Source organism: Brenneria uluponensis (genome assembly GCF_032395385.1).
GTDB lineage: Bacteria > Pseudomonadota > Gammaproteobacteria > Enterobacterales > Enterobacteriaceae > Prodigiosinella > Prodigiosinella aquatilis.
Genome location: NZ_CP135917.1, coordinates 4,427,775 through 4,442,052, shown reverse-complemented (window position 1 = coordinate 4,442,052; position 14,278 = coordinate 4,427,775). Strand labels below are relative to the sequence as shown.

Here is a 14,278-nt window from a genome sequence, read left to right as displayed (position 1 = left end):
TGTCGCTTTTCTGGTTTTTCCTCGGCTTCCCGGTATTATTTTCATAACGATAACTTATTTTTCTTTTGTGGCTAATGGCCGTAGAGCGGGAGTTTCGTATGGAAATCTTTGCTAAAATGAAATTTTGTGCCAAAAAAAGGTGATGACTCTCATTATCTGATGTTTTTCTTTGCCTGATGTTGTATGAGTTTGTGGCATCCCACTCGCCTATGTTGCGTCGTGGGTGTTTGTTATCAACTGCTACCATTGGCAGGCTGTATTCCCGCTTTGTTGGGCGGGTATTTTTGTGTTCACTCTCGCTACAGGGAATTTCGCATGGAACTCTTAATGAGTCTGTTGGGTATGGCTGTGCTGATATTGATTGCGGTCATGCTTTCCGGCAACCGTAAGGCCATTAACCGTCGTACTGTCAGTGGTGCGTTTCTGATTCAGGTCGGGATTGGTGCCTTGGTATTATATATTCCGTTGGGACGCGAAGTCCTGAACGGCATGTCGGAAGGCGTCGCCAATGTGATCTCCTACGGCAACCAGGGAATCTCATTCATGTTTGGTGGTCTGGTGTCGAGCAAAATGTTTGAGGTCTTTGGTGGCGGCGGTTTCGTATTTGCCCTCCGGGTTCTGCCTATTATTGTCTTCTTCTCTTCACTGATAGCGGTGCTCTATTATCTGGGCGTCATGCAATGGGTGATTCGTGTTCTAGGCGGTGGTTTACAGAAAGTACTCGGAACATCGCGTACGGAGTCGCTTTCTGCTACCGCAAATATCTTTGTTGGTCAAACCGAAGCACCATTGGTGGTTCGTCCTTATATTGCCAATATGACTGAGTCTGAACTGTTTGCCGTGATGTGTGGTGGGTTGGCGTCTGTCGCTGGGTCAGTATTGGCTGGTTATGCTCAGATGGGCGTGCCGCTGGAATACTTGATTGCCGCATCGTTTATGGCGGCACCGGGTGGATTGCTGTTTGCCAAGTTGATCATGCCGGAGACTGAAAAAACGCATGACCGGGATGTGATCGGCAGTTTTGTCGGGGATGAAGAAAAACCGAGCAACGTCATTGACGCTGCTGCCAGCGGTGCGGCTTCCGGTATGCAGTTAGCACTGAATGTTGGTGCTATGTTGCTGGCGTTTATTGCGTTGATCGCACTGCTTAACGGTATTCTTGGCGGTGTCGGCGGCTGGTTCAATTTTCCGCAGTTATCGCTGGAGATGATCCTCGGCTGGATTTTTTCGCCCATAGCTTTCCTGATTGGGGTGCCGTGGAATGAGTCGATGGTGGCGGGTTCATTCATTGGACAAAAACTGATACTCAATGAATTCGTGGCTTACATGAATTTTAGTGCTTACTTGAAACCGGATAATGTGGTGACTGCCTCCGGGTTGCAGGTTTTGTCAGCGCATACCAAGGCGATTATCTCTTTTGCGTTATGCGGATTTGCCAACCTGTCCTCGATTGCTATTTTGATTGGCGGGTTGGGCAGTATGGCGCCTCAACGTCGTCATGATATTGCCAGACTAGGGCTGAAAGCGGTAGCGGCAGGTACGTTGTCCAATTTAATGAGCGCCAGTATTGCGGGTTTTTTTCTGGCTTTGTAAGTCGAACCTCGGGTGAGGTGTAGTTTTATCATCCTGCATTTCCCTGTGGTGTAGCAACATAACCGGATGGTTCGACATACCGGTTGAGAGTTTAGTGACATGCTTTCTGATTTTATTAAAGAAATAGAGTGGATGACATTCCACCTGGCTGATAACAACACCATTTATCCAGGGTTTAGTGCTCGCTGTTATTTTTACCTGCCGGCGTATCGGGACGATATGTTCTTCCTCGCTGGCATTCCTCTCACGGCGGAAATGGAGCGTTCGGTACCCAAGCGACGGGCAGAGTTTCTGGCGGGGCGCTATCTGGCGAAACAGGTACTGGAACGTCTCGGCATTAGTGACTTTGTCCTGCAAAACGGGCGTGATCGTTCTCCGCAATGGCCAGCAACGGTGTCAGGTTCACTGAGTCACAATGTGGATAGCGCATTTTGTGCCGCCCATTTCCACAGTGAGACCTTCTCTTGTATCGGGCTGGACGTTGAAACTGTGATGACCACTGAACGGGCGGATAGCCTGTGGCCAGGTATCGTGGATGAGGTTGAGTACAACTGGCTGCGTTCACAGGATCAGATCACCGTTACTGAGATGTTGACGCTGAATTTCTCGGCAAAGGAGAGCCTGTATAAGGCGCTGTATCCACATGTAAAGTGCTATTTTGATTTTCTGGATGTCCGAATGGTCGAACTAGATACCATTAAACAGATTTTTACGCTGGAATTGCGCACTGCACTGGCTCCTGATTACCCGGCAGGGCGCTGTTTTCGTGGTATTTACCGGATGCGTGAGCGGGATGTGACCACGTTTATTTGCTGTTGAATTCCAACCTGCGTGGTGGATAACGCCATCACGCTGTTTTTGTGACAGATATATGCAGCGAGAGGCGGTCATGGCGTAATATTCTGCTTAAAAGCGGCAAGTGAGTACGGAGCGACCAATGAGGATGACGGGTAATACGATACTGATTACTGGCGGTGGTTCTGGTATCGGCCGGGAGTTGGCAGAAGCGTTCCATGTGGCAGGAAATCAGGTGATTATTGCGGGTCGCCACGAAACGCCGCTGCAACAAGCGGCAGCAGCTAATCCGGGTATGAGTTATCAAGTGTTGGATCAGCGCAACGCCAGTGACGTGAGCGCTTTCGTCGTCTCTCTCACTGCCAGATATCCTCAGTTGAATGTAGTGATCAATAACGCCGGAATTCAGCGCCGGGAAGACCTTACTCGTCCACAGTTGTCAGCGGTGGAGGACACGGTAGCCACCAATTTGCTGGGACCGATTTATCTGACCACCGCCTTATTGCCTCAATTGATGCGGCAATCTCAGGCGGCAATTCTGAACGTGACCTCTGAGCTGGCTTTCCTGCCGCAGGCTATCACACCGACGTATTGTGCCACCAAAGCGGCGTTGCACTCTTACACTCAATCACTACGTTGCCAATTACGTAATAGCCCGGTGCAGGTGATTGAAATCATTCCTCCCTGGGTACAAACCGGCTTACAGGGCGAGTGGGGGTTCGATCCTCAGGCGATGCCATTACAGGCATTTATCAGTGAAACCATGATGTTATTATCTTCACAGCCAACTGCCGGTGAAATTGTGGTGCAGCGGGCGCAACCCTTCCGATTTGCCCAGCGAAACGGTAATTATGAAGTATTATTCCGGACGTTCAACGAACCTGACTGACGTTTAGTGCGGAACCGACCACAGGGCTGATTACACGCCGCATCAGTCCTGTGGGACGAACGAATCAATGAACCGCTAACACGTCTTTAAACGCGGAGGCGAAAGCGTTGATTTGTTCCGGACTATGGTTGGCTGAGATAGCGCAACGCAACATCGCCTTGCCCTGTTCAACGGTTGGGAACATGGCAACTGTCGTTGCAAATCCCTTGTCGTGAAGTGCCGCGCAAACTGAAATGGCGCGATCTTCGTTGCCGATAAACAGCCCACGTATTGGCATCAGCGCGTTGTGATTAATGACGTGATGTGCGTTGAACGCCTCATCAAAGACGTTGATCATTTTTTGCAACAATTGTTGGCGCCTGGTGACTTCACCATTTAAATGCAGCTCGGCAGCGGCAACACATGCGGCAATACCTGGCAGTGACGGTGGGCCGCCAAAGGCATAGGTCGTACCAAATTGCTTGATAAATAGATGAGTGTCTTCTTTCTGGCAGGCGACAAAACCGCCATGAGAGCCGAACGCTTTCGATAGAGAACCCACAAGAATAAGGCGTTCGGGGAAGTGATTATTGGTACATTCCATCACATATCCCGCCCCGTTTTTGCCGAAAACGCTGGTTCCGTGTGCATCATCCAGATAGACATAGCCATTATGTTTTTCAGCCAGATGCAGCAGAAGGTTTACCGGCGCCACTCCACCCATAGAACCAACACTGTCGGAAATGGATACGGGCGTCAGGCCTTTTGACTCGGCTCCGGCAAACTCGCTTTCCAGCCTGTCAGTATCCTGAAAATCAAAGCGACGGACTTCACCGAACTGCAATAATAATCCCCGATTGATTTGCATGGTGGCATGGGCCGTTTTATCTAAAAGAAATATCGGGCCTTTATTATAAGGAAAGTGAGGTAATTCCCCTGAACCCAATAAAGGTAATACAGCCAAATGGCAGGGGGTTACTGCATTAAATGATAATACCGGCACCTCTGCTATAATAGATGAAAGTAATGATTCAAGGCGATTAAAAATATCGACTTTGATTCGGGTTCTGGCAACGGAAAGTTGAGCGCCAAATTTATCAACCGCTTTATGTATTGCTGCGACAAGATCAGGATGTGTTTCCAATCCTAAATAAGAGCAGGAAACAAATTCAACCATACGTCGGCCATCGCTCAGCGTAATTACTTTACCGTGTCGTTCTGAAACTTCCAATTCGTTTACATGTTCATTGAAAACCCGGTTCTGATGGGTTCTAGATTGTTGTATTTTTTTTGCTTGCCAATTGTTCATAATTATTCCTTTTGTTAATTAAGACAATTTACATCATCGGTTTTTCCCCTTGATTTAAAAATAAATAAAAATTGACCTGAAGTAATAATAATAATAAACAGTCCCAGCACAATATCTGTTCGTGGAACATAGTCAGTAACCAGACCAGCAAGGTAGCTGAGCACAGCGGCGATGATCATTTGAATAAACCCGGTAATTGCAGTGGCTGTGCCAACTATTTTTATATTGACATTGAGCGCCTGGGTATGGCCTTGCGGATAGATAGCACCAGAAGCGATATTAAAAACGATGCCAGCAATGATCAGTAATGACAGGCTTTCCGGGAAAAATAATCCACTGGAAAGGAATAATAAACCACTGATGATTTGTGCGGAGATAACCATTGCTACGTTATGTGCGATTGTTGTTTTTGCTAATTGGGTTCCCAGCATATAGCAGGCTACCGCACCAAAGAAAATAAACGAGAAATAAGCGGGTGATGAAAATATACTGATGTGATAGATCACCGGTGATAAAGAAATAAAACACAGCAAACCAGAAAATGTCAGTGTGACGATCAACGTGCCATGGATGAAAGCACGGTTATGGATTAGATCGTTGTAATTACATGTTTGTTCTGTTGCCGCTGCTATTTGATGTCTAAATGGTGCGAATAAGCTCAGCAGTATGGTGACTGCCCCAAATAGCGCCATAAAATAAAACAATGAACGCCATCCCCACGGCTCCACCATTTGACCACCCAATACTGGCGCGAGAAGCGGTATCACTGCACTGGCGGTTGCAATATCAGCAATGACACGCTGAAGTTTTTTGCCGTCATAACACTCTTTCGCCAGTGACCGTGCAACAATCGGGCCCGTACTGGCACCGATAGCCTGTAGAGCCCGTCCGGCCAATAATCCAGCGGCATTATCAGCATAACTGCAAATAATGCTGCCGATGATAAAAACAGTCATTCCACCATTAAGCACATACAGTTTTTTTACGCGATCAGATAAGTAGCCCGCTAATAATTGTCCGACAGCAAAAAATATCAGAAAGAGACTGATTGTGGCCTGTACGGTAGAATAACTGACAGAGAGATCTTCCTTGATAATATTCAATGCCGGAACTAGCATGTCGGTTGCTAATGCAGATATCGCTGTAGCAAAGATCAAAATAAAATATGTGATCATGTTGATAGATATATAACGGCTTTATCATTTTATTAATATTACGCCTGTTTTGGGGTAATAAGATATACTATGCTTATGAACATGGTTAAAATGGACCATGGTTCCGGTTTATTTGACTTTTACGGTATTTTATTTTTTTTATTATCCAAGTGTGGTGCTTTTATCTGTGATAAGCCATTGCTTGAATATGTATTGTACTGCCAGTACTGGTTAATATTATCATCCTTATTATTTTATGGTGAAGAAGTGATTGGAATAAATTTGAATCACTTAATTATGTCAATTCCGCGTAACTCATTATTTTTTCCGTTTTTCTGAACTTTTAAATTTATTAAGTTAGTGGGCAATTACCCACATAGCTACTCTATTATATGGTGCTGTAAGTATTACTCTTAGTGATTGTGATATTGCCAAAATAATGATCCTATTATTCTGGCATTTATCTATATACAGTCATACTTGTTTTTTATAATCTCTTTTAAATCAATGGATTGTGTTCTCTGGCGGCCAGACCACTTTGATTTTATTCAGGCAGCTATTCTATTTGAAAAGGAAAAGACATTGAATACTTCAGCCATTTCATCGGGTTCGTCAGATATGAGTTTTTGGCATAACTGGCGACTGATGCCTCTGTTTAACGCCATTATTGGTCTCATCCTGCTCTTGTTTGCTGTGTCGATCGGCTTTGCCGTTCACTTTCTGATGCTGAGTAACCATTCTCTTAACGATGTTACTGCTGAAATACAGGTACGGATGGGCGTTTCAAATAGTTCTAATCACTTGCGTGCTGCCCGGCTAATGTTGATTCAGGCGGCTGCGGCTGCACGTGAAGGCGACATGGAAACGGCCAATAGCAGTATTGCCCAGGCTGAAACACGGCTGAAAAAGTCGGCAGAGAGCTTTGCGGCCTACCAGGGACGGGCAGTAAAAACCCCGGCAGATGCCGCGCTGGATGAGGCGTTGCAGCAACGTTATAACGATTATGTTAATACCGGCCTTAAACCCATGCTGGATGCGGTAAAAAATGGTCGCTATGCTGATGTTATTGATATTGAATGGAAAAAGACCCGTAAGCTGGATCTTGCATACAATGAGGTGTTGTTGAAGGTGGTGGCTATCCGTACCCAACGGGCAGAAATCCTGAATAGCAAAGCGCAGAGTGAGTCACGGCTTGGTTATATGGTGATGGGCGGGAGTTTTGTGGCCGCAGTATTGGTTTCACTGTTTACTTTCCTGTGTCTGAGTCGTGTCGTGATCCAGCCGATGAAAGATTTGGTGACCCGTATCGAGCATATTTCTTCTGGCGACCTGACAATGCCGCTGATGCAATGGGGACGAGGTGAGATAGGGCAACTTGGGCATTATCTGCAAAATATGCAGCAATCGCTGGTAAAAACCGTCAGTAATGTGCGCCAGGGGGTTGAGTCAATTTATCAGGGAATTACCGAGATTTCGGCAGGGAATACCGATCTGTCCGCTCGGACAGAACAGCAAGCGTCGGCATTGGAACAGACATCTGCCAGCATGGAGGAGTTGACGTCTACGGTGAAACATAATGCGGATAACGCGAATCATGCCACGCAATTGTCAGGCAATGCGTCCGGCAAAGCCCGCGAAGGCGGTGATATTGTCGCCGGTGTGGTTCAAACCATGGGAAACATTGATCGCAGCTCGAAAAAAATCTCCGAAATCACCAACATTATCAATGGCATCGCTTTCCAGACCAATATTCTGGCGCTCAATGCGGCGGTAGAGGCGGCTCGGGCAGGAGAACAAGGGCGTGGTTTCGCCGTGGTTGCCGGTGAGGTTCGAACACTGGCGCAGCGCAGTGCTCAGGCGGCGAAGGAGATTGAAGGCCTGATCAGCGAATCGGTTTCTCTGGTCAGAACGGGTTCTGAGCAGGTAGGTAAAGCGGGTGACACCATGCAGGAGATTGTGAACGCGGTCACTAGCGTGACAGATATTATGGCGGAGATCTCTGTTGCTTCGCAGGAGCAGAGCAAAGGTATTGATCAAGTCGGGCAGGCGATCCATTCCATCGACAATGTGACGCAGCAAAATGCCGCGCTGGTGGAAGAGGCGACATCAGCCGCAGCATCTCTGACTGAACAGGCAGAAAGATTAAATCAGGCCGTATCTGCTTTCCGCCTTGATAGCGAATTGTCGACCGAGGGGCAGGTTTCCATATCGCCAACCCTAAAGCGGGTATTACTGAAAACACCGTCGTTATCTGTGATCAAAACTCCAGCCAGTCAGGATGGCTGGGAGACATTTTGACCCATCATAAACGATGGGGCGGCATAGCCGCCTTATCGTTTAAGTATCATGGTGTTTGTCATTGGTGTAAGCACTTACTTACTATGGTGACCAGCTTTACTGCGTATGTGCTTCCGTTATGCCGCCCGGCCTCCCAAATACAATTCCCGCATGCGGGGGTCGCATAACAATTCATCAGCATTGCCAGTCAGGGCGACTTTGCCCAGCGCCAGGACATAGGCACGGTCAGAGATATGCAATGCTTCCATCGCATTTTGCTCCACCATCAGAATAGCCACATCTTCCTGGCGCCGGATGTCCTGAATCGCTGCAAAGACATCGCTGAGCATTTTCGGTGATAACCCGGCAGAAGGTTCATCCAGCAGCAAAGTGGCGGGTTTCGGCATCAGGGCTCGGGTCAGGGCAAGAATCTGACGTTCTCCACCGGAGAGTGCTGATGCGGTGGCTCGCCATTTTTTGCGCAGTAATGGGTAGCGTTCGCACAGCGCTTCCATGCGTTGCTGGCGTTCGGCATCCGATAAAAACTGGCCGCCCGTTTGCAGATTTTCCTTGATAGTCAGATTGTTAAACACATTGTCTGTTTGTGGTACGAACCCCAGTGAGCACTCACGAACTTTGCGGTGAATCGGGATTTGACTAACATCCTGACCATCGAGCATGACCTGACCACGGCGTGGTCGTAAATAACCGGCAATGCATTTCAATAGGGTGGATTTACCGCAACCGTTGGGGCCGAGTAATGTGACGATCTCTGCCCGTTCAACGTGCAGGGAAATGCCCTGTAGAATATCGATACCCGGCGTATAACCAGCGATCACCTCGTTCAGCGTAATCATACCGCCTCCTGTAATACTTGTGTGCTGCGCCCCAGATAGGCTTCCAGTACCTGTGGATTGTCCGCCAGTTCCTCCGGACGACAACTGGCGACGATATCTCCTCTGTCCAGCACGATGCAGCGCTGGCAAAGTTCGCGGATAAAATGCATATCGTGTTCAATGACCACCAGCGACAGGCCATCACGGTTCAGTCGCAGCAGTGTCTCGACAATATCACGCCGAAGATTGGGGTGAACGCCCGCCATGGGTTCATCCAGCATCAAAACTTTGGGGTTCCCCATCAGGGCGCAGGCGATCCCCAGCAGTTTTTTCTGTCCGCCAGACAAGGCGGCAGCGGGGAGATCACGTACCTGTGTCAGTAACAGCTCGTCGATTAATGCCCCGGCTTTTTCTCTGCCGGCCCGTTCTGCCCGCAGGGTGGCCGGTAACGATAACAGGCTGCCCCAAAAGCCGTGCTGTTGTGTCCCGGCAGCCATCACCACTTCCATCACGGTCATTTTTTCTGGCATTGCCGGTAGTTGGAACGTGCGGGCAACACCCGTTTCGATAATATGATGTGTCGCCAGTCGGTCGATACGCTGCCCGCTGACAGTAATGGTGCCGCTGTCAATGGGAGTGAAACCGGAAATAGCGTTTAACAGGGTGCTTTTCCCCGAACCGTTGGGGCCTAGCAAGCCGAGAATTTCTCCCTGTTTCAGGGTAAACGTCACCCCTTCCAGTACACGGTTGCCGCCGAAGGCTTTACATACGGCGTCAACCTGCATTAATGGCGTCATGGTATTATCCTCAGTCGTTCCGGCAGTAACCCGCCCGCCCGTCCTAATAAACAGCCCAGCAAAATAACCCCAACCATGCCTAGTCGAAGCGCTCCGGTGATATCAGAACTGATGTGAAACATGTCTTTGGCAAAAGGAATAAAGTTGTACAGGCTTTCTACCACCAATACGCCGATCAATACCCCGGCAACATTACCAATACCGCCGATCATCACCATGCTCCAGATCAGAAAGGTTTCGGAGGAGAGCAGGTAATCCGGGCTGACATAACTGGTGTACCAGGCCAGCAATATGCCGGCGAGAGCACCGATTGCTGCACTGCACATCAGTGTTTGGCATTTCAGCCATTGCAGGTGATAACCCATACAGGTGGCGAGCTGTGGTTGTTCTCGCATCAGACGTAGAGCGCGCCCGAATCGGCTTTTACCTATCTGTAGTGACAGCAGGGTAACCAGCAGTAGCACCAGCAGGATAACAATGGCAAAAATGATACTGTCACTTTGCTGCGATCCGCTGGACCAGGGGGCGGCAATGTTGCCAATACCCTGTGCGCCCCCAGTGAGCTCATTTTCATTAATGATCACAATGCGGATGATTTCTGCCACCGCCAGCGTGGCGATCCCCCAATAATCGGCGGCCAGCTGACGTCCGAGAACGGCCATGCCAGCGCCTGACAGCATCGCCAGACCAATGCCTATGGCACCGGATAGCACAAAAGGTATGCCCAGTTGTGCGCCTATCCCGGCGGCATAAGCCCCGATGCCCACAAATGCAATGTGACCAAAATTCAGTAATCCGGCATAGCCCGCCTGTATGTTCAAAGACAGTGCGACCAGTGCATAGATACCGGCAATCGTGATGATATGCAGCAGAAAGTCAAACACGGCGAACCTCCCGGTTAAATAAGCCGTACGGGCGCAACAACAGTGCCAGCAACAGTATGACGAATGAGGCGGCATTGATGTAAGTCACTGGAATAAATGCCAAACCACCACCGGTCAGCCAGCCAAAATTGAGGTTGGTCACCAGTGTTTCCGTCACGGCGATCAACAAGGCACCCAGCACTGCGCCCATTGGATTACCCAATCCGCCCAAAATGGCGGAAGCCAGCACGGGCAACAGCAGATCATTACCCTGATTGAGATAAGCGCTGGAGTTCATAGCCAGTAAAGAGCCGCCCAGTCCGGCCAGTGCACCGGCAATGAGATTAACCACATGCACGATAGCATTAGCATTAAGTCCGGAAGCTGCCGCCAAATCGCGGTTGCTGGTTAGTGCGCGGATAGCGCGGCCCAGAGTGGAATGAAACAACAACCAACTAAAGCCGGATAATAGCAGTAGGGTGATGGCGATTGTCCACAGTTGATCACCCGATACGCGGGTGCCATCCAGCGAGAGTGCCGGACTTATCGGTAGGCCGTAGCCCACCGGTGACGAACCGGCAATGCCCAGAACCAGGGCCAGCATGATCATCGACACCGCCAGTGAGCCGATCATGGCATTGGCGGAACCCGCTTTCACCAGTCGCCGGAATACCCAGTGGTGTAATAACATGGCGATGACGCCGCATAAGCCACTGGAGATGATCACCGCCAGTGGAAACGGCACTCCAATCCGCAACAGCGCAGCGGTCAGAAATGAGCCGACCATGGCATATTGCACATGCGCAATATTGGCGAACCGGACCAGGCCGTAAACCAGACTTAATCCCAGCGCAATCAAGGATAGATCGGCGGTACGTATTAATGTATCAAGCATGAACTGGAACATAATGCTTTCCTGTACAGGGCTATCGTGCAGTGAGCAGGCTCACTCGCCGTTTAACGAGGTGCCAGGGCACCGTTTACTGATTTCACTTTTTCGTATGGTTGTGTCTGGCGCATATGATCAGCATCCAGATTCAGTGGTCCGGTCACACCGACAAAGTGCGGCGCCACTGCTAGCATCGCTGTCTGCAATGCGGCGGGGTCGGCACTACCTGCTTTGTTGATCGCGGCAGCAGCGAGCATGATGCTGTCATAGGCATAACTGCCATAGGCGGATTTTGGATTTTCGTTATAGCGCTTGCGGTACTGTTCGGTATAGCGTTGGCCTTTGTCACTCAGTCCGGCCACTTCCATCCCCATTTTCCCCTGGGTGTATTGTGCCGGTGAATTGGCTGTACACATGGTCAGATACATGCCATACCAAGGGGTTTTATTCAGTCCAAGCTCGTAAGACTCGCGGTTGAGGACTACCGCATCCTGGCCGTAAGTCGTGTAAACATAGACGTCAGGCTTATAGCGAGATAACTGCTCCAACTCACGCCGATATGATGACTGGCCGCTGGTATACAGTGTTTTGGCTACGACCTTGCCCCCTAGCTGCTGAAAGAACTTGGTGAACTGTTCCGCCATACCCTGACCATAAGCGCCGTTCGGCGCGATGAAGGCGACTTTACGGTAACCCATGGCATAAACATCTTTGGCGGAGAAGCGGGCGGACAGATCATCGAGTCCGATGACACTGTAGGAGAACTTGCCGATTTTGCGGATATCTGTGCTAGTGCCAGAGATGTTGATGTGCACTAAATGGTTTTTCACTAGATACTGCCCGATCGGAATAGTGACACTGGAAGAAAAGGCGCCGACCACCAGTGGTACATGATCCACTTGTGTTAGTTTGCGCACGGCATCTAACGCTGTAACCGGGTTGCCGGCAGAATCTTCGACTATCACCGCCAGTTTTTGCCCGTCGACGCCACCCTGGGCATTGACCTGATCAACCGCCAGTTCCACCCCACGGCGTTGATCTTCACCAATGCTGGCGCTGGTACCGGTCAACGGCAGAATAGCACCGACAGTGATATCGGCCATCGCGGGTCTGGATAAGCCAAAAAGTGCGCTGCTCATCAGCGCTGAAGCAAAGAAAGCGTTACGAATGTGCACTGTCATACTGCGTCTCCTGTCTGGATGAAATGAGGCAGCGTTTATGGCGGCTGTCATCATGTGGGGCGTTGCCGTGTTGTCATCAACCACCACCCGAGTGGTGTGCTTTGCTGTATTCAAGCCACTTCAGGTTGTTATCTTGAAGTGAATAACAAAGTGAATGATGAAGTGAATACACTTTGACTATTCAAAAGACAGCAATTGTTATGCCATCTCAGAAAAAACAGGTGGAATTCTGGCTAAGCGGCCATTGAGATAAGTGAAATATCGCTAGAAGATTGTTTGAAATAACAAGGAATAAATATGCCATGACGCAGATTTTCACCTATCATTATTTTTTTATTCGCGACAGAAAAAAGAGAAAAAAAAGGCTGAATATGGTTTTTAGTGAAAGACAAATCTGCTTCTGTTTGGTGCGGTGGGATTCATTATGGTGCAATGTGATTAATTACCTGGTGAGTAATAAGAAAAGAAAATAATAGATTTAACCTGTTCTCTTGCAATGATTTTTTATAGTGACAGGATTGGATTTCAATGTGTAGATAGAAGTGTATTCACATTGTGATTGTGTTATGAATTCAGCCATGCTATGAATTGAATTAAAGGGCAATGTAACCATTTCTCTGCCACGGTAATAAGGTGACCTAAGCGTAAAATGTGATTAACCGTTGGTGAACCATAAAGAGGATATAACGTGTCAGTCAGCCAGAAAACCGCGCGGAGCGCGGACAGTGTTGAGAAAGTCTACGAGGTGGTGAAAGCGCTGGCGATTGATTATCACTTCAAGCCCGGTGAACGGGTCAATGAGGTTGAGCTGGCTAGTCGGTTGGGGGTTTCTCGTACGCCAGTTCGTGAGGCGTTGAATCGTTTGGCGCAAGATGGCTTCATGAACTTTGTTCCTAACCGCGGGTTTTATTCCCGGGATATCACGCCCGACGGTGTACGCGAACTTTATGAACTGCGGGCGGTGATTGAACAGGCCGCGTTTCGCTTTGCCTGCCAGCGAGCCAGCGACAGTGACATTGCGCAGACGGTGGCTATCTGGGAACAGAGTTGCCGTGAATTGCCAGACCCTGACACTATCACCGATTGGACAAAAGTCGCCGAGGCTGATGAGGCATTTCATATGTCGATTGCCAGAATCGCCAAGAATTCCCGATTGTATGAAACGCTTGATGGCCTGAATTCTCTGATTCGTTTCTTTCGTCGGATCGATCTGGAAACCCCGAGTCGACGTAACAACGCTTACGACGAACACGTGGAAATTATCGCGGCATTACGTCAGCGAGATGTGGAAACAGGGATACCGTTAATTGAGACACACGTTTCACTCAGTGCGGAGCATGCTGTTGAAGTTACCAAAGAGGGACTGGCGCGGATTTATTTTAGAAAATTAATCTGAGAATGATCTAAAAAATAAAACACCCGGCAGATATATTTATCTGCCGTCAGGAATGTTATCGCCGGTAATAAATGAGGCGGCGTGTATTTATACTCTCAATAATTCGGATGGTAGGCCGGCGACAAGCAAAGAAATCCCGATGAACTCACTCAAGTCAGTGATTCGGAGCTGAGGCGGAGTCAACGTACCTGCAATTGGAAAGATGACGAGTATGTATATCTTATTATTATTTCATCAATGCAAACGATGAAATGTTATTGGTTGCGCCCATCAGGGAGCCTGTTGTTACCGGTGAAAAACATTATTTTCAGTCAAGGGAA

General features: G+C 48.8%; 12 protein-coding genes. 5 read left to right on the top strand and 7 right to left on the bottom strand.

The window, feature by feature from the left end:
- Nucleotides 1-315: 315 nt before the first annotated feature.
- The 3 genes from RS889_RS20705 (at nucleotide 316) to RS889_RS20695 (ending at nucleotide 3,277) form a co-directional block, all read left to right on the top strand.
- Nucleotides 316-1,593: a NupC/NupG family nucleoside CNT transporter gene (locus RS889_RS20705; protein ID WP_315708570.1), complete on the top strand. Its 1,278-nt coding sequence runs from the start codon at nucleotides 316-318 to the stop codon at nucleotides 1,591-1,593.
- 99 nt (nucleotides 1,594-1,692) lie between these two features.
- Complete coding sequence (locus RS889_RS20700; protein ID WP_315708569.1) at nucleotides 1,693-2,412, top strand: 4'-phosphopantetheinyl transferase family protein; 720 nt, start codon at nucleotides 1,693-1,695, stop codon at nucleotides 2,410-2,412.
- A 118-nt stretch (nucleotides 2,413-2,530) separates the two neighbouring features.
- Nucleotides 2,531-3,277: an SDR family oxidoreductase gene (locus RS889_RS20695; protein WP_315708568.1), complete on the top strand. Its 747-nt coding sequence runs from the start codon at nucleotides 2,531-2,533 to the stop codon at nucleotides 3,275-3,277.
- Between the two features lie 64 nt (nucleotides 3,278-3,341).
- Here RS889_RS20695 and RS889_RS20690 read toward each other — a convergent pair whose 3' ends face one another.
- Both RS889_RS20690 and RS889_RS20685 read right to left on the bottom strand, forming a co-directional pair.
- Nucleotides 3,342-4,565, bottom strand: coding sequence for an aminotransferase class I/II-fold pyridoxal phosphate-dependent enzyme (locus RS889_RS20690; RefSeq protein WP_315708567.1), 1,224 nt, complete (start codon nucleotides 4,563-4,565; stop codon nucleotides 3,342-3,344).
- A 14-nt stretch (nucleotides 4,566-4,579) separates the two neighbouring features.
- Nucleotides 4,580-5,683: an MFS transporter gene (locus RS889_RS20685; RefSeq protein WP_315708566.1), complete on the bottom strand. Its 1,104-nt coding sequence runs from the start codon at nucleotides 5,681-5,683 to the stop codon at nucleotides 4,580-4,582.
- 618 nt (nucleotides 5,684-6,301) lie between these two features.
- Between RS889_RS20685 and RS889_RS20680 the strand changes: the two genes are divergently transcribed.
- A complete protein-coding gene (locus tag RS889_RS20680) occupies nucleotides 6,302-8,017 on the top strand; it encodes a methyl-accepting chemotaxis protein (RefSeq protein ID WP_425475096.1) in 1,716 nt (571 codons plus the stop codon).
- A 116-nt stretch (nucleotides 8,018-8,133) separates the two neighbouring features.
- Here the strand turns inward: RS889_RS20680 and RS889_RS20675 are convergent, their stop codons facing one another.
- The 5 genes from RS889_RS20675 to RS889_RS20655 are packed head-to-tail and all read right to left on the bottom strand — an operon-like array spanning nucleotide 8,134 to nucleotide 12,562.
- Complete coding sequence (locus RS889_RS20675) at nucleotides 8,134-8,853, bottom strand: ABC transporter ATP-binding protein (protein WP_315708564.1); 720 nt, start codon at nucleotides 8,851-8,853, stop codon at nucleotides 8,134-8,136.
- Nucleotides 8,850-9,629 carry an ABC transporter ATP-binding protein gene (locus RS889_RS20670; protein ID WP_315708563.1) on the bottom strand — a complete coding sequence of 260 codons (780 nt, stop codon included), beginning with the start codon at nucleotides 9,627-9,629 and terminating at the stop codon, nucleotides 8,850-8,852. Before RS889_RS20670 ends, RS889_RS20675 begins: the two co-directional genes overlap by 4 nt.
- Nucleotides 9,626-10,513 carry a branched-chain amino acid ABC transporter permease gene (locus tag RS889_RS20665; protein ID WP_021014296.1) on the bottom strand — a complete coding sequence of 296 codons (888 nt, stop codon included), beginning with the start codon at nucleotides 10,511-10,513 and terminating at the stop codon, nucleotides 9,626-9,628. Before RS889_RS20665 ends, RS889_RS20670 begins: the two co-directional genes overlap by 4 nt.
- Nucleotides 10,506-11,399 (bottom strand): branched-chain amino acid ABC transporter permease, encoded by an 894-nt coding sequence (locus RS889_RS20660; protein ID WP_315708562.1) that lies wholly within the window; start codon nucleotides 11,397-11,399, stop codon nucleotides 10,506-10,508. Before RS889_RS20660 ends, RS889_RS20665 begins: the two co-directional genes overlap by 8 nt.
- A gap of 50 nt (nucleotides 11,400-11,449) precedes the next feature.
- On the bottom strand, nucleotides 11,450-12,562 hold the full coding sequence (locus tag RS889_RS20655) for an ABC transporter substrate-binding protein (RefSeq protein ID WP_021014298.1): 1,113 nt from the start codon (nucleotides 12,560-12,562) through the stop codon (nucleotides 11,450-11,452).
- Between the two features lie 688 nt (nucleotides 12,563-13,250).
- Here RS889_RS20655 and RS889_RS20650 point away from each other — a divergent pair.
- Complete coding sequence (locus RS889_RS20650; protein WP_021014299.1) at nucleotides 13,251-13,958, top strand: GntR family transcriptional regulator; 708 nt, start codon at nucleotides 13,251-13,253, stop codon at nucleotides 13,956-13,958.
- Nucleotides 13,959-14,278 lie beyond the last annotated feature (320 nt).

Coding starts and splice junctions, on each gene's coding strand:
- RS889_RS20670 (WP_315708563.1), bottom strand. CDS start 9,629: ATGACGCCATTAATGCAGGTTGACGCCGTATGTAAAGCCTTCGGCGGC.
- RS889_RS20655 (WP_021014298.1), bottom strand. CDS start 12,562: ATGACAGTGCACATTCGTAACGCTTTCTTTGCTTCAGCGCTGATGAGC.
- RS889_RS20660 (WP_315708562.1), bottom strand. CDS start 11,399: ATGTTCCAGTTCATGCTTGATACATTAATACGTACCGCCGATCTATCC.
- RS889_RS20705 (WP_315708570.1), top strand. CDS start 316: ATGGAACTCTTAATGAGTCTGTTGGGTATGGCTGTGCTGATATTGATT.
- RS889_RS20685 (WP_315708566.1), bottom strand. CDS start 5,683: ATGCTAGTTCCGGCATTGAATATTATCAAGGAAGATCTCTCTGTCAGT.
- RS889_RS20700 (WP_315708569.1), top strand. CDS start 1,693: ATGCTTTCTGATTTTATTAAAGAAATAGAGTGGATGACATTCCACCTG.
- RS889_RS20690 (WP_315708567.1), bottom strand. CDS start 4,565: ATGAACAATTGGCAAGCAAAAAAAATACAACAATCTAGAACCCATCAG.
- RS889_RS20695 (WP_315708568.1), top strand. CDS start 2,531: ATGAGGATGACGGGTAATACGATACTGATTACTGGCGGTGGTTCTGGT.
- RS889_RS20675 (WP_315708564.1), bottom strand. CDS start 8,853: ATGATTACGCTGAACGAGGTGATCGCTGGTTATACGCCGGGTATCGAT.